Genomic DNA, 22,430 nt, shown 5'->3' with positions numbered 1-22,430 from the left:
AGCTCGGTGCCGCGGACACCATCGCCGTCCTCGGCGCCAGTGCTCCCACCGGTCGGGACGAACGCCCCTGCTGCGCGTCTCGTGGCACGAGCAGCACCACTGTCGACCACCGGGCCCCGCCCCAGGGGGGCGGCGCGGACCTCACCCCTCCGCGGTCACACCCCCTCGACTGCTTGGAGCCGCCCGGATCGCACCGCCCGGACGAAGGCCTGGAAGTCCTGCTCGTTCTGGTCGGCGTAGCGGGCGGAGAAGTCGGTGATGGACCGGTCGAATGCGTCGCCGTCGCCCAAGTACTCGGCGAGCGCCACCGGGTCTCCCGAGCGGGCGTGCGCTCGGGCGAGCGTCCAGCCGCAGATCCCGGCGTAGAACCTGAGCCCGGTGGGGACCATCGCCTCGACCTCCGCCGAGCCCTTCATGTCACGCAGCTGACGCCAGTACAGGTGGCGGTCAGCCTGGGCACCGGCGGTCCAGCCGAGAAAGATGTCGCTGGCGGCCTGCATCATCCGCTGTCCCCGCACCACCCGTTCGCCGGGCTGCTTGTAGCGGCTCCGGGGCAGGTACTTCTCCAGCACGGATGCGGTGGCTTCCTTGATCTGCAGGAACAGCGGGTCGTGATCGTCGCGTCCCTGCAGCAGGACGATGAAGGCCCGGGTGCCGACGCTGCCGACGCCGACGACCTTGCGCGCCGCGTCGACGATCTGGAAGCGCTCCAGCAGGTGTCGTCGGTCGGCCTGAAGCGTGGCGCGGTAGGCGCGGAACTGATCCCGGATGATCTGGTCGGTCTCATCCGCGGAGAACCCGTAGGTCGCGGTGACCTCACGCAACGGCACCACGATCGGTGGGTCGCTGATGATCCGGTATGTGCCGTCGACCTGCTCGGCGAGCTTCGACAGCGCCTGCAGGCTGTCCCGGGAGTGCGCCTTCTTCAGCGTCTTCTCTGCGGTCTTCGCCGCCTTGTCCAGCTCGCGGTCGGTCTTCCCGTCCTTCCCGGACTTGTCCTTCAAGCTCTTTCGGGCGTTGCCCTTCGCGCCCTTCTTGCCTGTCTTGTCGTGGTGTCCGGTGGTGGCGACGGAGTCCCGAAGCGGGGCCATGATCTGGTCCTCGTCGAGATGGGCGTACCAGACGTCCAACGTGCCCATCTGCCCGAAGCCGGCCATCGCCTCGCGATAGGCGGTCACCGCGGCCATCGTCGCCTCGCGGGTGTCGGTCTTCGAGAAGCCGTTGTTGCGGGCCGCGATCGTGAAGCTGGCCGCCATGCGCTTCACGTCGTACTCGAACGGCCCGGGCAGCGTCTCGTCGAAGTCGTTGAGGTCGAAGAGCAGCTTGCGCTCGGGTGAGGCGAACGCACCGAAGTTGGACAGGTGCGCGTCACCGCACAGCTGGGCATCGAGCCCGGCGGTCGGGGTGTCCTTGAGGTCCGCCGCCATGACTGCGGCCGCACCACGGTAGAAGGTGAACGGCGAAGCCATCATCCGGCCGTGCCGGACCGGCACCAGGTCGGGCTCGCGTGTCCGGTTCTGTTCGTCCAGCAGGGCAACTGGATCGGGCCGGTCCGTTGCCGGTCGCCAGCCGATGTGACTGTCCAGCGGCGTCTGTTCCCGTGCCTCCCTGCCGTGCTGGGCCCGCTCGTCCAGGCTCGGATGTGCGATGTGCAGAACGGTCATCTCGACTGCGCCTTCCCGGGACCCGTCGGATCGAGCACGCGGTCACTTCCGCGTACCGGGCGGCAGCGGAGCTCGTGCTCGAAGCTCACGACCCGCGCGAGTGCCCGAAACGCAGCCTCGGACGCTGTCGCCTCACCGAGCCGGGCGCATCACCCCCTCTGTAGTACGCCGATACTCGACCGTGACTGGCGGGGCGCCGGTCACGCCGATCGGCCCGGGTCCCGTCGACCCGACCGCCTGCGCGCGGACATCGACGCCGTCGTCGACCAGCGCCTCCCCGGTGCAGAGGGGGTGCGAGGGGCGCCGTAGGGGGTCGGGTGCCGCGCGTACGGCGGCGGGTCGGGGCGCTCCACGGGGACGTCGTCCGTGATCGGGACGGCGCCGCCGGCCGGGGCGCCGGCTCGGGCTCCGGCGCCGTGACGGGGGCCGCGGCGTCGCCGGGCGACTTCGGCTCGTCCGGGCGGCCGGGCAGCTCGCCGGCCAGCACGGCCTGCTCCCACGCGATCAGGGTGTCGAGCCGGAAGCGGTCGCCGACCCGGCGGGGGAAGCCGCTGCTCCGCAGCATCAGGTAGCCGTAGGTGCGGCCCCACCCGTACCGGAGGATCACCTCCGTCGCAGTGAGGAAGACGTGGCGGGGTCGATGTGGCCCGGCGGCGCGGGCATCGCGTTCGTGGTCATGGCCCGGAACGTGTCGGGCCGGATCGGCGCGGCAATCGAGCCGACGGCATCCCCGGTGCGCTGCGTCACGCCGTGGCACGAATGCTCGACATGCCGCTGGATCCAGGGATTCCAGCATTCGTTCGCACGTGGACCAGTGAGGGAAGGTGAGGTGCATGCCGAACCGTCTTGCCGGCGCGACGAGCCCGTACCTGCTGCAACACGCGGAGAACCCGGTCGACTGGTGGGAGTGGGGACCCGACGCGTTCGAGGAGGCGCGGCGTCTCAGCAAACCCCTCTTGATCAGCATCGGGTATGCAGCGTGTCACTGGTGCCACGTGATGGCGCACGAGTCGTTCGAGGACGAGCCGACCGCGACGCAGATGAACGCGGACTTCGTCTGCGTGAAGGTCGACCGCGAGGAGCGGCCGGACGTCGACAGCGTCTACATGACCGCCACCCAGGCGCTCACCGGCTCCGGGGGCTGGCCGATGACGGTGTTCACCACCCCGGACGGGAGGCCGTTCTACTGCGGCACCTACTTCCCGCCGCGCCCGGCGCAGGGCATGCCCGCCTTCCGGCAGGTCCTGACGGCGGTCACCGACGCCTGGCGCACCCGCCGCGAGGAGCTCGAGTCGGCGAGCACCCGGATCGTCGAGGCCATCTCCTCGCGCCTGGAGCTCGGTGCCCCGACTCCGGTGTCGGCCGCCGACCTCGACGCCGCCGTCGCCGCGCTGTCGGGCAGCTACGACGAGCGGTGGGGCGGGTTCGGCGGTGCCCCGAAGTTCCCGCCGTCCATGCTGCTGGAGTTCCTGCTCCGCGCGCACGCCCGGACCGGGGACGCCGAGCCGCTGCGGATGGCCCGGGACACGGCGGAGGCCATGGCCCGTGGCGGCATCCACGACCAGCTTGCCGGTGGCTTCGCCCGCTACGCCGTCGACGAGCGGTGGGTCGTGCCGCACTTCGAGAAGATGCTGTACGACAACGCGCTGCTGCTGCGGGTGTACGCGCACCTGTGGCGGGCGACGGGCGAGCCATGGGCACGCCGGGTCGCCGACGACACCGCGGCCTTCCTCGTCCGTGACCTGGGCACGGCCGAGGGCGGCTTCGCCTCCGCGCTCGACGCGGACACCGAGGGCGTCGAGGGGCTCACCTACGTCTGGACCCCCGCCCAGCTGGCCGAGGTCCTGGGGGAGGACGACGGCCGGTGGGCCGCCGAGGTGTTCACGGTGACGGCGCACGGCACCTTCGAGCACGGGACGTCGACCCTCCAGCTGCTGCGGGACCCCGACGACCCGGCTCGGCTCGGCTCCGTCCGGGGGCGGCTGAGCGCGGCGCGTGCCCGCCGTCCGCAGCCGTCCCGCGACGACAAGGTGGTCACCGCGTGGAACGGGCTGGCGATCGCCGCGCTCGCCGACCACGGCGTCCTCACCGGCGACGAGCGGTCGGTCGCCGCCGCCCGCCGGGCGGCGCAGCTGCTGGCCGACGTGCACTGGGTGGACGGGCGGCTGCGGCGGGCCTCCCGCGACGGCGTGGTGGGGGTTCCGGCCGGCGTGCTCGAGGACTACGCGGACCTGGCCGAGGGGCTGCTCGCGCTGCACCAGGCCACGGCGGAGGGGCGCTGGCTGGAGCTCGCCGGTGACCTGCTCGACGTCGTCGCCGAGCAGTTCATCGACGCCGAGGGCTGGCACGACACCGCGGCCGACGCCGAGGCGCTGGTGCACCGCCCGTTCGACCCCACCGACGGCCCCACCCCCGCCGGGATCGCGGCCGCGGCCGGGGCCGCGGTCACCTACGGCGCGCTGGCCGGGTCGCCGCGGCACCGGGAGCTGGGCGAGGCGGCGATCGGCTCCCTGGCTCCCGTGGTGACCCGTGCGCCGCGAGCGGCCGGGTGGGCCGCGGCCGTGGGGGAGGCGCTGCTGGCCGGCCCGCTGGAGGTCGCGGTGAGCGGCCCGGCCGGTCCCGTCCGCGAGGCACTGGCGGCGGCCGCACGGGCGTCGACCAGTCCCGGTGCGGTGGTCGTCGTCGGCGGGCCGGACGCTCCCGGCGTCCCCCTGCTCGCCGGGCGGCCTCCGGTGGGTGGGCAGCCCGCCGCCTACGTGTGCCGGGGGTTCGTGTGCTCCGCGCCGGTGACCGACGTGTCCGCTCTGGGCGCAGCGATGACCCCTTCCTGACGACGAGCTCCGCGCTTACGGTGTAACCGTGTAATCAACACGATCCAGGAGGTCGTCGTGCACGGTTCCCACTCCCGTTTCTCCGACTCGCCGAACCCCTTCGCGCGCGGCTTCCGGGGGCGCGGCCCCGGCGGCCGGGGTCGCGCCCCCGAGGCGCCGCCGCCCGTGGAACGCGCCGAGGTGGCCGGGTGGTTCACCGGCCGCCTGCCTGACGCCTGGTTCACCGGGCCGGTCGAGCTGGCGATCGACCGCGACGAGATCACCGTCGTCGGCACGCTGCCCGAACCGGCTCCGGGCGAGGGCGACCCCGCGGCCGCGCGGGCCGGCCGCATCGCCCGCTTCCGCGAGGAGACCCGCGAGCAGCGGATGGCGATCGCCGACGCCGCGCAGGCCCGGTACGGCCGATCGGTGGCTTGGGGCGCGGCCTGCGGGGACGTCCGGGAGCTGTTCACCAACCTGTCCGTGCCCGTGATGACGCGGCTGCGGCAGCCCGAGCGGCTGGTGCTCGACACCCTCGTCGACGCCGGCGTCGCCCGCTCGCGGTCGGAGGCCCTGGTGTGGGCGGTCCGGCTGGTGGGCGAGCACGCCGAGGCGTGGCTGGCCGAGCTCCGCGACGCGATGGCGGCGGTGGAGGAGGTCCGCGCGCGCGGTCCCCGCGCCGAGTGACCGCTGCCGGGCTGGCCCGGTGGGCGGCCCCGCGAGCTGCTGCGCACCGCGTACGCCGACCTGGGACGACGCGACCGCGGCGCGGCACCGGTCGCGAGCCGCTGGACGGCGCCGACCGAGCGGTGCTGGGGGCGGCTGCCCAGCGCTTCCCGCTCTCCGGCTGAGCGGCGCGCCGGGTGCCCGGCCGGACCAGGGACACTGGGCCGGTGATCGCCGACGCCGCCGCCCCGACCACGACCGACGTCCTCGTCGTCGGAGCCGGCCCGGCGGGGGCCGCCGCCGCAGCGTGGGCGGCGCGCGCCGGGCACGACGTGGTGCTCGCCGACGCCGCGGTCTTCCCCCGGGACAAGACCTGCGGGGACGGCCTGACCCCGCGGGCGATGGCCGAGCTCGACCACCTGGGCCTCGGCGACTGGGCCCGCGGTCACGCCCGCAACCGGGGGCTGCGCGCGGCCGGTTTCGGTCGGGAGTGGCAGCTGCCCTGGCCGGGCGGGGAGTTCCCCGCCCACGGCAGCGCCGTGCCTCGCACGGAGCTCGACGCGCGGATCCGCGACGTGGCGCTCACCGACGGCGCGACACCGCTGGACGGGGCCCGCGCCGTCGACGTCGAGCGGAACGGCGACCGGGTGACCGGTGTGGTCTTCGAGGTCGGCGACGAGACGGTCACCGTGGGCTGCCGGCGGCTGGTCGTCGCCGACGGCGCCCGCTCGCCGCTGGGCCGGGTGCTCGGCCGCGAGTGGCACCGGGGCACCGCGTACGGCGTCGCGGCCCGTGGCTACGTGCGGTCGGGGCGGGCGGACGACGAGTGGATCTCCTCCCACCTGGAGTTGCGCGGGGCGGAGGGTGAGCTGCTGTCCGGCTACGGCTGGGTGTTCCCCCTCGGGGCGGCGTCCGGGCAGGTGAACATCGGCGTCGGCACGCTGGCCACGGCCCGCCGTCCGGCGGGCGTGCAGCTCAAGGCGCTGCTGGAGACGTATGCCGACGCCCGCCGCGCCGACTGGCGGCTCGACGGCCCGGTGGAGGCGCCGGCCTCGGCGCTGCTGCCGATGGGCGGCGCGGTGTCGAACGTCGCCGGGGGCAACTGGGCGCTGGTCGGTGACGCCGCCGGCTGCGTGAACCCGCTCAACGGTGAGGGCATCGACTACGGGCTGGAGACCGGCCGCAGCGTCGTCCAGCTGTTCGACGAGGACGACTGGTCGGCGGCCTGGCCCGCGGCCCTGCGCCGGCACTACGGCGAGGCGTTCTCCATCGCCCGCCGGCTGGCCGGGCTGCTCACCGTGCCGAGGTTCCTGCCCGCCGCCGGACCGGTGAGCATGCGGTCGCGGGCGCTCATGACCGTCGCACTGCGGGTGATGGGCAACCTCGTCACCGACGCCGACCGCGACCTGGTCGCCCGCCTCTGGCGAACCGCCGGCAGGCTGTCGGTGCGGGTGGATGAGCGCCCGCCGTTCAGCTGATCCGTCGGTTTCCGCGGAAACCGACGGGAGGTCGGGGTCAGACGAACGGGCTGTTGTACATGGCGAAGTAGACGGCGATGTAGTGGCAGATCGCGGCCACGATCGTCATCGCGTGGAAGACCTCGTGGTAGCCGAACACGCCGGGCCAGGGGTTCGGCTTCTTGATCGCGTACGCGATGCCGCCGACCGTGTAGAGCACGCCGCCGACCGCCAGGAGCACCAGTGAGGTGACGCCGGCGATGTGCAGGATGTCGGTCAGGATGAAGACGGCCACCCAGCCCAGGCCGATGTAGAGCGGCACCCCCACCCAGCGCGGCGCGGTCGGCCAGCTCAGCTTGAGGAAGACGCCGGCGAGCGCGCCGGCCCAGACGCCGGCGAGGATCCAGATCCCGGTCGGCTGGTCCACGGCCAGCAGGGCGAACGGCGTGTACGTGCCGGCGATGAACAGGAAGATCATCGAGTGGTCGAGCCGTTTCATGATCTTCCAGCCGCGGGGTGACCAGCGGCGGCGGTGGTACAGCGCGCTGATGCCGAACAGGCCGCAGATGGTCAGGCAGTAGACGGCCACCGAGAACCCGGAGCGGGCGCCGAGCACCGCGGCCAGCGGCACGAGCACCGCCCCGGCGACGATCGCGCCGAAGAAGGCGAACAGGTGCAGCCAGCCGCGCAGTCGCGGGCGGGTGTCGGGGTGGTCCCAGTCGTCGTCGGCGAAGTCGGCCGCCGTCCAGGCGTAGTCGACCTGCTCGCCCTCCTGGAGCACGGTCTGGACGGCCTCGTCGCGGGGCGCTTCCAGCTCGGCGCTGTCCGCCTCGATCCGCACGGGTTCACGGCCGTCGGGGCGTGCGCTCATGGACCGAGGTTACGCAGCCGTAGGTGCCGGTGCAGCGCGCTCCGGGAGTGAGCTGCCCGACGCCCCGGAGGGCCTTCGTGCAGGTCGGTGACGGGTGCCCGGGACGCGCGGCGAGGGGGCCTAGGGTGGCTGCCCGTGGGGGTTCGGCAGTGGGTCCGTGACGTCCTCACCGAGGTCTACGAGCGGCGCCTCGCGCGGGCCCTGGAGGGGGCCGACACCCCCCGCCACGTCGGCGTGATCGTCGACGGCAACCGGCGCTGGGCCCGCGCCATCGGGCTCGAGGACCCCAACGCCGGCCACCGCCGCGGGGCCGACCGGATCGCCGCCTTCCTGGGGTGGTGCGACGAGGCCGGGGTCGAGGTCGTCACGCTCTTCCTGCTCTCGACCGACAACCTGTCCCGGCCGGAGCCGGAGCTGGTCCCGCTGCTGCGGATCATCGAGGGTGTCGCCGAGGACCTCGCCGCGCCCGACCGGCGCTGGCAGCTGCACCCGGTCGGCGCGCTGGAGCTGCTCCCGGCCGAGACCGTCGCCGTCCTCAAGCAGGCGGAGGAGACGACCCGGGACCGGCCGGGCGCCACGGTCAACCTGGCGGTCGGCTACGGCGGACGGCGGGAGATCGCCGACGCCGTCCGCTCGCTGCTGGCCGAGCACGCCGAGCGGGGGACGACGCTGGACGAGCTGGTCGGTGCCCTCGACGTCGAGCACATCGCCGAGCACCTCTACACGCGGGGACAGCCCGACCCGGACCTGGTGATCCGCACCAGCGGCGAGCAGCGGCTCTCCGGCTTCCTCCTCTGGCAGACCGCGCACTCGGAGTTCCACTTCACCGACGTCTACTGGCCGGACTTCCGGCGGGTCGACTTCCTCCGCGCCCTGCGGGCCTACGCCGCGCGGCACCGCCGCTTCGGCAGCTGAGAAACTGCTGGTCATGGCGGCCCGACCTCTCGACGTCCCCCTCGAGTACGTGAAGCTGGGGTTGCGGTTCGACCGGCTGGAGTCCGGGTTCGTCGACGCCTACACCGGCGACCCGCGGATCCGGGCCGCCGTCGAGGCCGAGCCGGCACCCAGCCCGCAGGGGCTGCGCGACCAGGCCCGGGCACTGCTGGGGGAGCTGCCGGCCGCCGGCCTGCCGGCCGAGCGGACCGACTTCCTCCGCGGCCAGCTCGTCGGGCTGGAGTGCACCGCCCGGAAGATGAGCGGCGAGCCGGTGGCCTTCCTCGACGAGGTCGCCAGCTACTTCCAGGTCGAGGTGACCCTCGGCGACGAGGCGGACTACGCCGCGGCGCACGCCGAGCTGGACGGGCTGCTGCCCGGCAGCGGCACGCTCGCGGAGCGGTACGCGGAGCACCGCCGTCGCGAGGAGTGCCCGCCGCAGCGGCTGGCCGAGGCGGTGCACGCCCTCTCCAGCGCGCTGCGCGACGAGGTCCGCGGGGAGTACGGGCTCCCGGAGGCCGAAGTGGTGCGGTACGAGGTGGTCACGGACAGGCCGTGGTCGGGCTTCAACTACTACGAGGGCAACTACCGCTCCCGCGTGGCCATCAACGCCGACCTGCCGCACCGCCTCGGGCAGCTGCCGCACCTGGTCGCGCACGAGTCCTACCCCGGCCACCACACCGAGCACTGCCGCAAGGAGCTCGGACTGGTCGAGCGCGCCGCGCGGGTCGAGCACACCGTCTTCCTGGTCAACACCCCGGAGTGCCTGATGGCCGAGGGGCTGGCCGACCTCGGCGTGCAGGCGTCGATCGGCGACGGGTGGGGACCGTGGGCCGCCGAGGTGCTGGGCGACCTGGGACTGCGCTTCGACGGACACCTCGCCGAGCGGGTCGCGGCCGCGACGGCGCCGCTGAACCGGGTGCGCCAGGACGCCGCCGTCCTGCTGCACGACCGGGGTGCCGACGCCGACGACGTTGCGGCGTACCTGCAGCGCTGGTCCCTGGTGAACACCGACCGGGCGCGCCAGCAGCTCCGCTTCCTCACCCACCCGCTGTGGCGGGCCTACATCACGACCTACGTCGAGGGATTCGACCTGCTCTCGGCGTGGCTGGACGCGCGACCGGCGGGCCAGCGCGTCGCCGACCGGTTCGTCCGGCTGCTCGACGAGCCGCTGACCCCGGCCGCCGTCGCCGGCGAGCTGCGCGCCGCCTGAGGCGCGCGTGGGACACGGCATGGCGCGGCGCGACCCGGAGGAGGCCCGGGACCTGGGCCTGTGGACGGCGGGCTGGCTGTCCGTGCTCCTCGTCGGCGGCCTGTGGTGGGTCGGCGACCTGCGGCTGCAGTGGCCGGTGCTCCTCGTGCCGCTGGTCTGGGTGCTGGTCGCCGCCCGGCCGCGACGCCGCTGAGACGCCTGGGGCGCGTGGTGCCCCGACAGGGTGACACGACGCCGTTCGGACACGTTCCTGTCACCTCCCGGGCCTACCGTCCGCGGTGGAGGGCGAGCTCACCTCGCCGTCCACGGGAGGCCCGGTTGGTGCGACTCAGTTCGTCGACCAGGGGGCCGGTGCCCGGCCCCTGTGCCGGGGCCCGGCCGCCTTCGAGCCGGGGCGCGCAGCGCCCCACGGGAGTCGACTCGTGACCACTCGCCGTCGCACGTTCGTCCTCGACACCTCCGTCCTGCTCTCCGACCCCGGTGCGCTGCTGCGCCTCGGGAACTCCGACGTGGTGCTCCCGCTCGTCGTGATCGGGGAACTGGAGGACAAGCGCAACCACCCCGAGCTCGGCTGGTTCGCCCGCCAGGCGCTGCGCCTGCTCGACGACCTGCGGGTGCAGCACGGCCGCCTCGACGCGCCGGTCCCGGTCGGCGAGGAGGGCGGCACCCTGCACGTGGAGCTCAACCACAGCGACCCCTCGGTGCTGCCGGCCGGGTTCCGCAACGACAGCAACGACAGCCGGATCATGGTGGTCGCGCTGAACCTGCGCGCGGAGGGCCGGGACGTCTGTCTGGTCACCAAGGACGTCCCGCTCCGGGTGAAGGGCGCGGCCGTCGGCCTGGAGACCGACGACTACCGGGCCCTGGACGCCGTCGACGCCGGCTGGACCGGGATGGCCGAGCTGTCGCTGGACGACGCCGAGCTGTCCGCGCTCTACGACGACGGCGAGGTGTACGTGCCGGCGGCGGCCGAGCTGCCGCCGCACACCGGGCTGGTGCTGCTCTCCTCGCGCGGGTCGGCGCTGGGCCGGGTGACGCCGGACAAGCAGGTGCGGCTCGTGCGGGGCGACCGCGAGGCGTTCGGCCTGCACGGTCGCTCGGCGGAGCAGCGGGTCGCGCTGGACCTGCTGCTCGACCCGGAGATCGGGATCGTCTCGCTCGGCGGGCGGGCCGGCACCGGCAAGTCCGCGCTGGCGCTGTGCGCGGGCCTGGAGTCGGTCATGGAGCGGCGGGCGCACAGGAAGGTGGTCATCTTCCGCCCGCTGTACGCCGTCGGCGGCCAGGAGCTGGGCTACCTGCCCGGCAGCGAGGGCGACAAGATGTCGCCCTGGGCCCAGGCCGTCTACGACACCCTCGGGGCGCTGGTCTCCAAGGAGGTCCTCGAGGAGATCGCCGGACGCGACCTCATCGAGGTGCTGCCGCTGACCCACATCCGGGGCCGGTCACTGCACGACTCCTTCGTGATCGTCGACGAGGCGCAGTCGCTCGAGCGGGGCGTGCTGCTCACCGTGCTGTCGCGGCTGGGCTCGGGGTCGCGGGTCGTGCTCACCCACGACGTCGCCCAGCGGGACAACCTGCGGGTGGGCCGGCACGACGGCATCGCGGCCGTGGTCGAGCAGCTGAAGGGGCACCCGCTGTTCGCGCACGTCACCCTGACCCGCTCCGAGCGCTCGCCGATCGCCGCGCTGGTGACCGAGATGCTGGAGGACATCCCGCTCTGAGTCGCGCCCCGGCCGGTGCCGACTCGCGCGGCGCCGGCCGGGGCCGGTCCGCGGGTCCCAGCCCGTGCGGGTCAGCGCTCTTGCGGCATCCCGTGCCCTGTTGCGCTGTCGCAACACCGCAACAGGGAGTGGAACACCGCAGGAGTGAGGTCAGGCGGCGCGGGCGCCTCGGGCGAAGGCCCGACGCAGGCGAGCTGCGACGACCTGAGGCCGGTCCAGGTCGGCCCACGTCCAGCGGACCATCTCCCAGCCGGCGTCGCGCAGTTCGTCCTCGCGCAGCTTCTCCTCGAACACCGCATCGCCGGGTGCCTGCCCCGGCCGCAGCAGCCGCCCGTACTTCACCCTGCCGTCGAACTCGCCCAGCGTCCGTGCGCCCTCCCAACCGAAGTCGCAACGGCCGACCACGCTCCCGTCGGCCCGGTGCACGCGCAACTGCACCTCCGGGGCGGGGAGCCCCACGCGGTGGATGAGCACTCGGCTCCGGCTCTCGCCGACGCTCTCGCTGCGTTCATCCGCGAAGTCGAGCGCCCGGGCGGCACGCCGTGCCCCGGGAACCGGCCCCATGCCCGCGAGGCATGCGGTCAGGGCCGCCCGCGTGGTCAGTCGAGCGGCGAGCGCGGCGTCCGCGGTGACCACCGCGGGTTCGAACGGCAGGGTCCGGGCCAGATCGACGACCGTGCGCGTCGCATCGGTGACGCGGAGGCCGTCGACCACGGTCACCTGGTCCTCGGGGAGCCGGGCGACGTGTAGGTGCACCCGGGCGCTGCCGCTGCCCGCCGCCGGCGGCCGGCGGATCAGGTGGACGCGCGCGGTCGGGACGCGCCAGAGCGGCAATCCGTGGAGCACGGCCGCCGAGGCATGGCTGACCACTCCGGGACGGCGAAGGCCTGCCACCGTGGCCTCGATCACCGCACGGTGGCGGTGGACCGTCGTTCCCGTGTCGAGGTAGGCCCCGCGCTGGAGGCGTTCGAGCTCACCACGGCGAACGAACCGAGCGAGTTCGCCGTCGGACAGCCCCGCGGCGAGGGCATCGACCCGTCGCAGCAGCCCGGACCACGGTGGGAGTTGGCTCACGCCCGGAGCCTGACGCAGGAGTGGGGCGGGACGGCCCCGGGCGGCGGCTCCTGTGGACAGCGGTCTCCGCTTCTGCGGTGCCTCACACGGTCCTGCGGCATCGCCGTACCGCAAGAGCGGGCAGGACACCGCAAGAGCAGCGGCGTTGCCCCAGCGCGAGCACGTCCCAGCGCAGCGGGCTCATCTCCCCGACGTCTCCAGCCGCTCGCACAGCAGGGAGGCCCACCGGTGCGCGGTGGCGCGGGCGCCGTCGAGGAGGGCCACGGGCGTCGCGGTGCGGGACAGGACGGCCGCCGGGTCGGCGGTGAGGTCGGTGTCCTGCACCATCAGCGCGTCGACGCGGGGGAGCCCGTCGAGCCAGGGCCCGACGTCCTCGGGCTTGCGGGTGGCCTCGACGACAGCCCACACCCCGGCGGGCGCGAAGACGGCGATCACCTGCTCCAGCCAAGTGCTGGCGGCGGCGCGCAGCGGGGCGTCGACGGCGACGATCGTCAGGGTGCCCGACCGGTCGGTCTCCTGCTTGCGCTCGAGGGCGGCGTCGATGCTGGTGATCCGGTTGCCCTGGGGCGCGAGCGCGGCGAGGTCCCCGCGGGAGGCCCACTGCAGCCGCTCGGCGTCCAGTCGCAGCCAAGCGGCCAGCGAGCGCGCCGCGGCGAGGGTCTCCACGCCCGGGCCCACGACGAGCAGCACCTCACCGGGGCCGGTGGGCAGCGCGGGCGGCGTCGGCAGGCCGGCGGCCAGCGACCGGGTGAGCGCTGCGTAGGTGCCGCGCTGGGCGACCTCGGAGGCGAAGTCGGGACCGAGGAGTCGCTCCGGCACGCCGAGCTCCAGCAGCCGGCGGACGACGGCCTGCTCGGCCGCACCCGGGCCCGGGGGAACCGGCGCACCGCCCTGGGGCTGCTCGCGGACCGACGTCACGATCATCGGCGCACTGCGGCGCCACGAGGCGGCCCGCTTGTCCACCGGCAGGCGGTGGACGGTGGCCAGCCCGGGGGCAGACCGCGGGCCGGACGTGCGGGCCACCTGGCCGGCGCTCGGAGGGCGGATCGCCGGCGGCACCGGCGGGCGGGACAGCAGCGGCGGGACGGCGAGGGCGGTGCCGGGCGCCGGCGGCGGCAGCAGCGACAGCGGGGGCAGGACGGTGGTGGCGTCCAGCGGCAGGGGAGCGGGGTCGCTCGCGGTCGGGGCGAGCACCTCGGCGACCACCTCCCACTCGTCGGCCTCGGCCTCGGCGTCCACGTAGATGGGGATCTCGGCGGTGTGCGCCTCGGCGAACGCGTAGTCGTCGAGGTGCCCGTCGGCGTAGGCGTACGCACCGGGATCCTGCGCGGTGGCCTCCTCCTGCGCCGCCGAGCCGGCCAGCACGCCGCGCAGCAGCTGGGTGAGCGCGGCGTCGGAGGTGTCGTGGGCGAGCGCGGCGCGCAGCACCTCGGCGATCGCCTCCTCGCGGGAGGTGGCCGGGCCGGTGGTGAAGTCGGGCTCGTGCACCCAGTCCGGCACCCGGGTGGGCTGCGGGACGGCGGGCGCGGCGACCACGGGCACGGGGGCCATGTCGGCGGCGACCGGGGACGCGGGCTCGGCCACCGGCGGGACCTGCGCGGCGACCGGGGGCACCGGGACCTGTGCGGCGACCGGGGGCGCGGACGCCACCTCGGCGGCCACCTCCGCCGGGGCCGGGGTGGCGGCCGGTGCGGGAGCAGGGGTCGGCGTCGGGGTGGCAGTCGGCGCGGGACCCCAGAGCGTGGCGGACGAGGGGGCCTCGGCGGGCACCGGGGCGACCGGGACCGGAGCCGGCGCGACGGGCACCTCGACGGCGGGCTGCCGCACCGGAGCCGCCTCGACGGCGGGCTCCCACGCGGGAGCGTCCTCGGCGGCGGGCTCCCAGGCGGGGAGGTCCTCGGCCACCGGCTCCCACACCGGAGCACCCGGCGCGGGCGCGGCGGCGGCGACCGCAGCGATCGCCTCGTCGACGGCCTCACGCACGTCGACGTCCCCGGCCACCATCTGGGCCAGGGCCGCAGTGAACGGGGAGAGCGCCGGCGCGGCGTCCACCGGAGCGGCAGCCGCGGCCGGGGCGGCGCGGCGGGACGACCCACCGGCACGGGAGGGGGCGGCCGCGCGCGGCGCGGCGGCGGCACGGACCGGTTCCGGCGCGGCGGCGCGCGGGGGGGTGGCGGCGGGCCGGCTCCCGGCCCGCGGGGCGCGGCGGTCCGCGGCCGGGTGACCGGAGCGGGCCGCGCTGCGCGAGTACAGGCCGACGGCCGGCTCGTCGTCCCCGGCGAGCAGCCCGGCGACCTCGTCGACCGGGTCGGGCAGCACGGGAGCGCGACGGAGCGCGGCCTCGATGCGGGCCGCGGACTCGGCGCGGGAGGCCGGCCGGCGCTCGACGGGGGCGGGGGCGATCTCCTCCACCTCGACGACGTACCGCTCGGTGGTGAAGAAGCCCATGACCCCGCCGGTGCGGACCCGGCGGATCCCGACGATCCGCACGGACGCGCCGTACTTCTCGCGGGCGGCGGCGATGGCGGCCTCGCGCGAGGCGGCCTCAACGGACGGCAACGGCACCGTTCACCACTCCCAGTGACTCGATCTGGGCCGTCCGGGAGACCTCCGTGTAGGAGATCACCGGCAGGCGGGGGAGGATCTGACGCATCAGGCGGGACAGCGCGGCCCGGACCTGCGGGGAGCACACGAGCACGGGGGCCAGGCCCAGGCGTTCGGCGTCGCTCAGCAGGCCGGTGCACCCGTTGACGAGCGCGTCCACCGTGCCGGCGTCTAGCGCGAGCACCTGACCGCCGTCGCTCTGCCGGACCGCCTCCAGGAGCCGCTGCTCGAAGGCGGGCTCGAGGGTCAGCACGTGCAGCCGCTCGTCAGGGGTGACGTACGGGTGGCTGATCGCCGCGCCGAGCGCGGAGCGGGCGGCCTCGACCAGTCCGTCGACGTCGGTGGAGACCTTCGCCCGCACCGAGAGCGCCTCGAAGATGCGCACGAGGTCGCGGATGGAGACGTTCTCGTCGAGCAGGCCGTGCAGCACGCGCTGGATCTCGCCCAGGGTGAGCAGCGTCGGCGTGAGCTCCTCGACCACGACGGGGTGGGTGCGGCGGACGGTCTCCACCAGCAGCCGCACGTCCTCCCGGCCGAGCAGCTCGGCCGCGTGCTGCCGGACGACCTCGGCCAGGTGGGTGGTGATGACCGAGGAGCGGTCGACGACGGTGGCGCCGGCCATCTCGGCCTGCCGCTGCAGCTCGACCGGCACCCACTTGGCGGCCAGCCCGAACACCGGCTCGCGGGTGGGCTTGCCGGGCAGCCCGTCCAGGGCGTCGCCGATGGCGAGCACGGTGCCCGCCGGCGAGAGGCCCTTGGCGGCCGGGACGCCGTTGAGCCAGATGACGTACTCCGAGGAGGGGAGGTCCAGGTTGTCGCGGGTGCGCACCAGCGGGATGACCAGGCCGCTGTCCATCGCGACCTTCCGGCGCAGCGCCTTGACGCGGTCCAGCAGGTCCCCGCCGCGCGCGGTATCGACGAGGTCGACCAGGTCGAAGGCCACCTCGAGCTCGAGCGGGTCGACCCGCATCTTCTCGGCGATCGCCTCGGGGGAGTCCGGGCGGGGCTCCTCGGCTGCGCCGGCCTGCGTGGTGGCGTCCTCGTCCTCGACCGGCGCCTCCTCCATGCGGGCGGCCATGAGGAGGAACAGGCCGCCGATGATGAGGAACGGCAGCTTGGGCAGGCCGGGGATGAGGCACAGGGCGATGGCCGCGCCGCCGGCGATCCGCACCGGCTGCTTGAAGCGGCCGAGCTGGGCGAGCAGGTCGCTGCCCATGTCGCCCTCGGAGGCCGAGCGGGTGACGATGATGCCGGTCGCGGTGGACAGCAGCAGCGCCGGGATCTGGGACACCAGGCCGTCGCCGACGGTCAGCAGGGAGTAGGTGGAGACGGCGTCGCCGGGGGCCATGCCCAGCTGCATGACGCCGATCGCGAACCCGCCGACCAGGTTGATCAGCGTGATGATGATGGCGGCGATCGCGTCGCCCTTGACGAACTTCGAGGCGCCGTCCATCGAGCCGTAGAAGTCCGCCTCGGCGGTGACCTCGAAGCGCCGCCGGCGGGCCTGCTCCTCGTTGATGAGCCCGGCGTTGAGGTCGGCGTCGATGGCCATCTGCTTGCCGGGCATCGCGTCGAGGGTGAAGCGGGCGCCGACCTCGGCGACGCGGCCGGCACCGTTGGTGATGACGACGAACTGGATGATCGTGAGGATCACGAAGATCACCAGGCCGACGATCAGCGATCCGCCGATGACGAAGTGGCCGAAGGCCTCGATGACCTTGCCGGCGTAGCCGTCGGAGAGCACCAGCCGGGTCGAGGAGACGTTCAGCGCCAGCCGGAACAGCGTCGCGATGAGGATCAGCGACGGGAAGACGGCGAAGTCCAGCGGCCGCTTGATCTGCATCGAGACGAGCAGGATCAGCAGCGCGGCGGTGATGTTGAAGCCCAGCAGCAGGTCCAGCACCGCCGACGGCAGCGGGACCACCAGCATGAGGACGATGGCCACCACGCCGATCGGGACGGCGGCCTTCGTCAGCTTCTGCACGGAGGAACTCATCGGCAGTTCGGCTCAACCGGGGCACCGGGCCGGCGCCGCCCGACCCACCCGTCACACCCGCCCCATGCGTGCGCGTCCGCGGAGGTGCTCAGCGGCTCCCGGTCGCGGTCGCCGTCGCGGAGGGGGCGCGGCGGCGGCCGGCCCGGGGGAGCCCCTCGACGTCGGGGGCCTGGAAGCCGGGCCGGTGCAGCCCGCCCCGGACGCCGCGGGCCGACAGCTGCATCACGAAGGCGAGCACCCGGGCGACCGCGGTGAACAGCTGCGCGGGCACCTCCTGGCCGAGTTCGCAGGAGGCGTGCAGGGCACGGGCCAGCGGGATGTCCTGGACCATCGGCACGCGGGCCTCCTGGGCCCGCTCGCGCAGCTTCGCGGCGAGCTCGTCGGCGCCCTTGGCGACCACCCGGGGGGCGCCGCGGTCGGCCTCGTACTTCAGCGCGACGGCGACGTGGGTCGGGTTGACCAGCAGGACGTCGGCGGTGGCGACCTCGGACATCATCCGGTTGCGCGACATGGCCATCTGCACCGCGCGGCGCTGCCCCTTGACGTGCGGGTCGCCCTCGGACTGCTTGTGCTCCTGCTGGATCTCGTACTTGCTCATCTTGAGCTTCGTCATCGTCTGCTTGCGCACGACGACGTAGTCCGCGACCGCGATCGCCAGCCCGGTGGCGGCCACGACCCGGAACATGAGGACGGCGGAGTCGGTGAACGTGGCCGCGATCGCCGAGAGGGGCAGCGCACCCGAGGCCGACACCAGCTCCTGCGCGCGACTGCTGGTGAGGATCACGACGGCCAGCAGCGCGCCGGTCTTGATCACCGCCTTGGTCGCCTCCCACAACCCGTGGCTGCCGAACATCCGCTTGATGCCGGGGAACGGGTTCAGCTTCTTCAGGGTCGGTTTCATCGACTTGGTGGAGAGCGCGACACCGCCCTGGGCGGCCGTGGCGAGGACGCCGATGACCATCAGCGCCAGCGCCATCGGCAGCACCGTGGACATGAAGGTGGTCAGCGCCTCCCCGAGCAGGGCGGACACCGCGCTGGCCTCGGGGTGCACGGCGATCCCGCGGATCTGCACGAACAGGCTCGCCACGCCGTCGAAGGCGTTCCCCACGAGCATCGGCAGCAGCACGCTCGCGGCCGCCGCCCCGATCCAGGTGCCCAGTTCCTGGGTCCGGGGGATCTGCCCGTCCTTGCGCGACTCCTTGAGGCGTTTCGGAGTCGGGGCCTCGGTCTTCTCACCGCCGGGTCCGTCCTTGGCCACGGGTCACCCACTCCGCAGGGAGACCATGGCCCGCGCCGCGGCGTCCAGGAGGGCGTCGAGGGCCGAGGGCAGGAGCGGGAAGGTCAGCCCGAGCAGGGCGAGCGTGAGCATGATCTTCACCGGGAACCCGAAGGCGAAGATGTTCAGCGCCGGCGCGGCCCGGGACAGCAGCGCGAGGGCGACGTCGGCGAGCAGGAGCACCGCGACCAGTGGCCCGGCGATCTGCAACGCGGCCAGGAACATCATCGACAGCGCGGTGATCAGCACCTGGGCGAGCTGGTCGGTGGGCACGCCGCCGCCGACCGGCAGCCCCTCGTAGGAGGTGGCGAACCCCCGCACGATGAGCAGGTGCCCGCCGCTGGTGAACAACAGCGTCAGCGCCAGGAGGTGGTGGAGGCGGCCGACCGCCCCGCTCGTCGTCATCGACAGCGGGTCGTAGGACGGCTGCATCGTGAAGCCGCCGGTGATGTCGATGAGGTCGCCGGCGTACTGGACGGCGGCGAACAGCAGCTGGACGACGAAGCCCAGGGCCGCGCCGATCACCACCTCGGTGATGGCGCCGACGACGAGGAAGCCCGCCGTCGGCTCGGGCAGCTCGGGGGCGATCCGGCTCAGCAGCGCCACCGACAGCGCCAGCGCCAGCGCGCCCTTGACGGGGGCCGGGATGGAACGGGACATGAACGGGGGCGACAGCAGCACGAAGCCGGCGGCCCGGGCGGTGCCGAGCAGCAGCGCCGCCAGGGTCGTCGCCGGGACCTCGAGGTCCATGGCCGCCTCAGGTCCGGTCGAGCAGACGCGGGAGCATCTCGAACAGGCCCTGGGTGAAGCTGGTCAGCTCCGACAGCACCCAGTTGCCGGTGACCAGCAGCGCGATGGCGACCGCGATGATCTTCGGCACGAACGAGAGGGTGGGCTCCTGGATCTGCGTCGCGGCCTGGAACAGGGAGATCAGGAACCCGACCAGCAGGGCGGTCAGCAGGATCGGCGCGGCGACCTTCGCGGCGACCAGCATCGTGTGCACCGCGATCTCGGTGACGTCGGCGTCAGACATGCCCGACCCCACGCGTCGTCCTCAGGCCGGTCACCCGTAGCTCCCGACCAGCGCGGTGGTGATCAGCGCCCAGCCGTCGACCACCACGAACAGCAGCAGCTTGAACGGCAGGGACACGATCACCGGCGGGACCATCATCATGCCCATCGACATCAGCGCGGCGCTGACCAGCATGTCGAGCACCAGGAACGGGATGAAGACGACCAGCCCGATGATGAAGGCGCTCTTGAGCTCGGAGAGCACGAAGGCCGGCACCAGCGTGGTCATGCTGACCGCCTCGCGGTCGGCCGGGGCCTCCTCGCCGGAGAGCCCCACCATCAGCTTCAACTCGTCCTCGCGGGTGTTCTCGAGGAGGAACTCCTTGAGCGGCACCACGCCGACGTCGTAGGCCTGGGTGACGGTCATCTGCCCGTCCAGGTAGGGCTGCACCGCCACCTCGTTGACGTCGCCGAGGACCGGCCCCATCACGAACAGCGTCAGGAACAGCGCGAGCCCGGTGAGCACCTGGTTCGGCGGCGCCTGCTGCATGCCCAGCGCGTTGCGGGTCAGCGACAGGACCACGACGATCTTGGTGAACGAGGTGACCAGCAGGAGCGCCGACGGCGCGACCGCCAGCACGGTGAGCGCCAGGATGAGCGTGACCGTGCTGCTCGGGCTGCCGCCCCCGACGGAGATGTCCACGCCGCCGTCGACGGCGGGGACGACCGGGGCGGTCGGGTCGACGGGGGCCGTGGGCGCGGTGGGCGCGGCCGAGGCCGGGCCGGACAGCAGCGCCAGCACGACGCCGACCAGTGCCGCCAGGAGCAGGACCAGGCCCGCTCGCCGGGCGAACGGGGCGCCCCGCGCCGGGACGGGGGAGGAGGTCATCAGCGGCGGACCGTCCGCTCCCGGAGCTGCTGCACCAGCGTCGTCCAGCCGCCGCGGTCGAACACCGAGCCCGACAGCGCTCCGGTCGACGACGCGGCCACCGGCCGGGCGGGAACGAGCGCCTGGCGCGCGGCGATGGCCTCCTCGACGGTGTCGCCGTCGACCTCGGCCAGCAGCGTGACCTGCTCCTCGGTGGCGCCCACGACCAGCACGCGACCGGCGATGCGGACGACGTTGACCGAGCTGGCGCGGCCCATGCGCTGCCGGGCCACGACCTCGATGAGCCCGTTGCCCTGGCCCAGGCCGCGCTTCTTGGCCAACCGGGAGGCGAACCAGAGCACGCCGCCGATGAAGGCCAGCGAGAGCACCAGCCGGATCACCATCCAGGTCATGGAGTGACCTGCCCGATCTCGGAGCGGGCGTCGGTGACGATCTCGCTGATCCGCAGGCCGAAGTCCTCGTCCACGACGACGACCTCGCCGCGCGCGATGAGGGTGCCGTTGACCAGCAGGTCGGCCGGGGCGCTGGCCGCGCGGTCCAGCTCGATGACCTCGCCCGGGTGCAGGGAGAGCAGCTCGCCGACGGTCATGCGGGTGCGGCCGATCTCGACGGTGACCTCCATGGCCACGTGCCGCAGCAGGTCGAGGCTGCCGCGCTGCGTGCGCGGCTGGGGGAGGGTCACCTGCAGGGCGAAGGTCGCCTCGACGGTGCCGTTGCCGGCCAGCAGCGGGACCGCGACGAACATCCCCTTGTCGCGCAACCCGTCCATCGCGGTGTCGGGGTCCTCGGTGCGCTCGGAGTCCACGCGCACCCGGCCCAGCGTGCCGGCAGCCGCCTCGAGCGCCGGGCGCAGCGCGGCGGCGACGTCCATCGGGCCGACGGGGGAGTTGGCCAGGGCGTCGACGATCTGGGCGGAGACGACGAGGACGACGTCCCCGCTGACCTCCCCGGAGAGGCGGGCGAGGACGGCGCCGGCGGCCTCGGCCGGCAGCAGCACGGCGTCGGGGTCGCTGACCGGCGCGCCGGGCGTCAGCTCGACGGTGGCCGGCACGTGGACCGCGGCCGCGCGGGCGGCGGAGGCGACGACGGCGATCACGGTCTCGGAGGCCTGCGAGTGCTCCACGGAGGCGGTCATGCGGTGTCCTTCTGGGCAGCGAGGGGGGTGGGCACGATGGCGGCGGCGAGCCGGCGTCGGTGGTTGCTGGCGATCGCGTAGGCGAACGTCACGTCGTTGGTCGTGACCTCCAGCGGCGCGTCCTGCGGGTGGCGCAGCAGGAGGACGTCGCCGACGGCGAGGGAGAGCAGGTCCTCGGAGGAGACCTCGAGCGGGGTGAACCGCACGCCCACCTCGACCGGCACCTGGGTGAGCCGCTCGGAGAGCGCCTCGAACGCCCTCCGGCGCTTGGCCTGCGCCGACTCCGACAGGTGCGGGGACGCGGCGTTGTTCAGCGCGGTGGCGAAGGAGGAGAACGGCAGGACGAGGGTGGCCTCACCGGAGCGGCTCCCGACCGCCATCGCGAAGGAGGCGACCATGACCGTGTCCGAACCGGACGCGGCCTGGGCGAGCTGGGGGTTGTACTCGACCTCGCTGAGCTCCGGCTGCAGATGCGCGATGTGCGCGAAGGCCGCGACCCACTCCTGCAGGAGCCGGTTGAGCAGGTGGTTGGTGATGGTCGTCTCCATCACCGTCATGGGCCGGTCCGGCTGGTCGGAGGTGCCGGAGCCGCCGAGCATGTGGTCGACGGCGGCCATCGCGATGTCCAGCGGGTAGGCCAGCAATCCCTTGCCGGCCAGTGGCTCCAGGGTGAACGTCGCGATGAACGACGGGTTGGGGAGCGTGGCGACGTAGTCGTCGTAGGAGTGCTGCTCGATGCCCCGCAGCTCCATCCGCGCTCCGGCGCGCAGCATCGTGGTCAGGACCGTCGTCGCCTGGCGGGCGAAGGCCTCCTGGCCGATCTGCAGGACGCGGACGTGCTCGCGGGAGAGCTTGGTCGGGCGGCGGAAGTCGTAGGTCCGGGGCTCTCCGCGCCGGCTGGCGCGGGCGGGACCCGATGACGCTGCTGACAGCGGCCCCTGGGCGGGTCCGTTCTCGGGGCGGGTCACCCTCCCCTCATCGGCTGGGAACGCCGCCGCCCTGACCGGTGCGCGCAGGCGCGACCGATCAGGGCGGGCGGGTGTGACTGGTGGTGTCGCTGGGGCGGTGCGCCCCTCCGGTCACGGGGTCACTGCGTGACGGGGTGAGCGG

Annotated in this window: 19 protein-coding genes; 7 read left to right on the top strand and 12 right to left on the bottom strand. The window is 74.0% G+C overall.

The annotated features are described in order from the left end of the window. Nucleotides 1-155: 155 nt before the first annotated feature. Entirely contained in the window at nucleotides 156-1,664 is a 1,509-nt protein-coding gene (locus CRP39_RS19850) for a DUF2252 domain-containing protein (protein ID WP_097208095.1), read from the bottom strand. Between the two features lie 833 nt (nucleotides 1,665-2,497). Between CRP39_RS19850 and CRP39_RS19840 the strand changes: the two genes are divergently transcribed. The 3 genes from CRP39_RS19840 to CRP39_RS19830 all read left to right on the top strand — a co-directional run bounded on the left by CRP39_RS19840 (nucleotide 2,498) and on the right by CRP39_RS19830 (nucleotide 6,618). Continuing rightward, a complete protein-coding gene (locus tag CRP39_RS19840) occupies nucleotides 2,498-4,495 on the top strand; it encodes a thioredoxin domain-containing protein (RefSeq protein ID WP_097208093.1) in 1,998 nt (665 codons plus the stop codon). A 57-nt stretch (nucleotides 4,496-4,552) separates the two neighbouring features. Continuing rightward, nucleotides 4,553-5,161 (top strand): hypothetical protein, encoded by a 609-nt coding sequence (locus tag CRP39_RS19835; RefSeq protein ID WP_097208092.1) that lies wholly within the window; start codon nucleotides 4,553-4,555, stop codon nucleotides 5,159-5,161. A 206-nt stretch (nucleotides 5,162-5,367) separates the two neighbouring features. Then, entirely contained in the window at nucleotides 5,368-6,618 is a 1,251-nt protein-coding gene (locus CRP39_RS19830; RefSeq protein ID WP_281253795.1) for a geranylgeranyl reductase family protein, read from the top strand. Between the two features lie 37 nt (nucleotides 6,619-6,655). On the opposite strand, the gene trhA is transcribed toward CRP39_RS19830, so the two are convergent. Then, nucleotides 6,656-7,468 (bottom strand): PAQR family membrane homeostasis protein TrhA, encoded by an 813-nt coding sequence (gene trhA / locus CRP39_RS19825; protein WP_097208091.1) that lies wholly within the window; start codon nucleotides 7,466-7,468, stop codon nucleotides 6,656-6,658. Nucleotides 7,469-7,603: 135 nt separating this feature from the next. On the opposite strand from trhA, the gene CRP39_RS19820 reads away from it, so the two are divergent. From CRP39_RS19820 to phoH2, 4 genes are all read left to right on the top strand, one after another. Next, nucleotides 7,604-8,383, top strand: a complete 780-nt coding sequence (locus tag CRP39_RS19820) for an isoprenyl transferase (protein ID WP_097208090.1) — start codon at nucleotides 7,604-7,606, stop codon at nucleotides 8,381-8,383. 13 nt (nucleotides 8,384-8,396) lie between these two features. Next, complete coding sequence (locus CRP39_RS19815; RefSeq protein WP_097208089.1) at nucleotides 8,397-9,614, top strand: DUF885 domain-containing protein; 1,218 nt, start codon at nucleotides 8,397-8,399, stop codon at nucleotides 9,612-9,614. 19 nt (nucleotides 9,615-9,633) lie between these two features. Further along, on the top strand, nucleotides 9,634-9,807 hold the full coding sequence (locus CRP39_RS26980; protein ID WP_172442533.1) for a hypothetical protein: 174 nt from the start codon (nucleotides 9,634-9,636) through the stop codon (nucleotides 9,805-9,807). Nucleotides 9,808-10,036: 229 nt separating this feature from the next. Then, a complete protein-coding gene (phoH2, locus tag CRP39_RS19810; protein ID WP_097208088.1) occupies nucleotides 10,037-11,335 on the top strand; it encodes an RNA 5'-3' helicase PhoH2 in 1,299 nt (432 codons plus the stop codon). Nucleotides 11,336-11,485: 150 nt separating this feature from the next. Here phoH2 and CRP39_RS19805 read toward each other — a convergent pair whose 3' ends face one another. The 10 genes from CRP39_RS19805 to CRP39_RS19760 all read right to left on the bottom strand — a co-directional run bounded on the left by CRP39_RS19805 (nucleotide 11,486) and on the right by CRP39_RS19760 (nucleotide 22,288). Beyond that, nucleotides 11,486-12,409 (bottom strand): type IV toxin-antitoxin system AbiEi family antitoxin domain-containing protein, encoded by a 924-nt coding sequence (locus tag CRP39_RS19805; RefSeq protein WP_097208087.1) that lies wholly within the window; start codon nucleotides 12,407-12,409, stop codon nucleotides 11,486-11,488. Between the two features lie 180 nt (nucleotides 12,410-12,589). Next, the gene (locus tag CRP39_RS19800) at nucleotides 12,590-14,974 is read right to left on the bottom strand and encodes a hypothetical protein (RefSeq protein ID WP_097208086.1); all 2,385 of its coding nucleotides are present in this window, start codon (nucleotides 14,972-14,974) and stop codon (nucleotides 12,590-12,592) included. Next, nucleotides 14,955-16,997, bottom strand: coding sequence for a flagellar biosynthesis protein FlhA (gene flhA / locus CRP39_RS19795; RefSeq protein WP_172442532.1), 2,043 nt, complete (start codon nucleotides 16,995-16,997; stop codon nucleotides 14,955-14,957). The genes CRP39_RS19800 and flhA overlap by 20 nt, the downstream gene beginning before the upstream one ends. 100 nt (nucleotides 16,998-17,097) lie before the next feature. After that, complete coding sequence (locus CRP39_RS19790; RefSeq protein ID WP_097208084.1) at nucleotides 17,098-18,267, bottom strand: EscU/YscU/HrcU family type III secretion system export apparatus switch protein; 1,170 nt, start codon at nucleotides 18,265-18,267, stop codon at nucleotides 17,098-17,100. A gap of 3 nt (nucleotides 18,268-18,270) precedes the next feature. Beyond that, nucleotides 18,271-19,035: a flagellar biosynthetic protein FliR gene (fliR, locus tag CRP39_RS19785; protein WP_097208083.1), complete on the bottom strand. Its 765-nt coding sequence runs from the start codon at nucleotides 19,033-19,035 to the stop codon at nucleotides 18,271-18,273. 7 nt (nucleotides 19,036-19,042) lie between these two features. After that, a complete protein-coding gene (fliQ, locus tag CRP39_RS19780) occupies nucleotides 19,043-19,318 on the bottom strand; it encodes a flagellar biosynthesis protein FliQ (RefSeq protein ID WP_097208170.1) in 276 nt (91 codons plus the stop codon). A 30-nt stretch (nucleotides 19,319-19,348) separates the two neighbouring features. Further along, nucleotides 19,349-20,185, bottom strand: coding sequence for a flagellar type III secretion system pore protein FliP (fliP, locus tag CRP39_RS19775; RefSeq protein WP_097208082.1), 837 nt, complete (start codon nucleotides 20,183-20,185; stop codon nucleotides 19,349-19,351). Beyond that, nucleotides 20,185-20,577: a FliO/MopB family protein gene (locus CRP39_RS19770; RefSeq protein ID WP_097208081.1), complete on the bottom strand. Its 393-nt coding sequence runs from the start codon at nucleotides 20,575-20,577 to the stop codon at nucleotides 20,185-20,187. The genes fliP and CRP39_RS19770 overlap by 1 nt, the downstream gene beginning before the upstream one ends. Continuing rightward, nucleotides 20,574-21,320, bottom strand: coding sequence for a flagellar motor switch protein FliN (gene fliN / locus CRP39_RS19765; RefSeq protein ID WP_097208080.1), 747 nt, complete (start codon nucleotides 21,318-21,320; stop codon nucleotides 20,574-20,576). The genes CRP39_RS19770 and fliN overlap by 4 nt, the downstream gene beginning before the upstream one ends. Beyond that, the gene (locus CRP39_RS19760; protein ID WP_172442531.1) at nucleotides 21,317-22,288 is read right to left on the bottom strand and encodes a flagellar motor switch protein FliM; all 972 of its coding nucleotides are present in this window, start codon (nucleotides 22,286-22,288) and stop codon (nucleotides 21,317-21,319) included. The genes fliN and CRP39_RS19760 overlap by 4 nt, the downstream gene beginning before the upstream one ends. Nucleotides 22,289-22,430 lie beyond the last annotated feature (142 nt).

It is taken from the genome of Geodermatophilus sabuli, assembly GCF_900215145.1.
Lineage (GTDB): Bacteria > Actinomycetota > Actinomycetes > Mycobacteriales > Geodermatophilaceae > Geodermatophilus > Geodermatophilus sabuli.
This window is presented reverse-complemented; position numbering and strand designations above follow the sequence as displayed.

Bases quoted from the DNA above. Each gene is read 5' to 3' on its own strand.
- CRP39_RS26980 (WP_172442533.1), top strand. From the start codon at position 9,634: ATGGCGCGGCGCGACCCGGAGGAGGCCCGGGACCTGGGCCTGTGGACG.
- trhA (WP_097208091.1), bottom strand. From the start codon at position 7,468: ATGAGCGCACGCCCCGACGGCCGTGAACCCGTGCGGATCGAGGCGGAC.
- CRP39_RS19770 (WP_097208081.1), bottom strand. From the start codon at position 20,577: ATGACCTGGATGGTGATCCGGCTGGTGCTCTCGCTGGCCTTCATCGGC.
- CRP39_RS19815 (WP_097208089.1), top strand. From the start codon at position 8,397: ATGGCGGCCCGACCTCTCGACGTCCCCCTCGAGTACGTGAAGCTGGGG.
- CRP39_RS19850 (WP_097208095.1), bottom strand. From the start codon at position 1,664: ATGACCGTTCTGCACATCGCACATCCGAGCCTGGACGAGCGGGCCCAG.
- fliN (WP_097208080.1), bottom strand. From the start codon at position 21,320: ATGACCGCCTCCGTGGAGCACTCGCAGGCCTCCGAGACCGTGATCGCC.
- fliP (WP_097208082.1), bottom strand. From the start codon at position 20,185: ATGACCTCCTCCCCCGTCCCGGCGCGGGGCGCCCCGTTCGCCCGGCGA.
- fliR (WP_097208083.1), bottom strand. From the start codon at position 19,035: ATGGACCTCGAGGTCCCGGCGACGACCCTGGCGGCGCTGCTGCTCGGC.
- fliQ (WP_097208170.1), bottom strand. From the start codon at position 19,318: ATGTCTGACGCCGACGTCACCGAGATCGCGGTGCACACGATGCTGGTC.
- CRP39_RS19840 (WP_097208093.1), top strand. From the start codon at position 2,498: ATGCCGAACCGTCTTGCCGGCGCGACGAGCCCGTACCTGCTGCAACAC.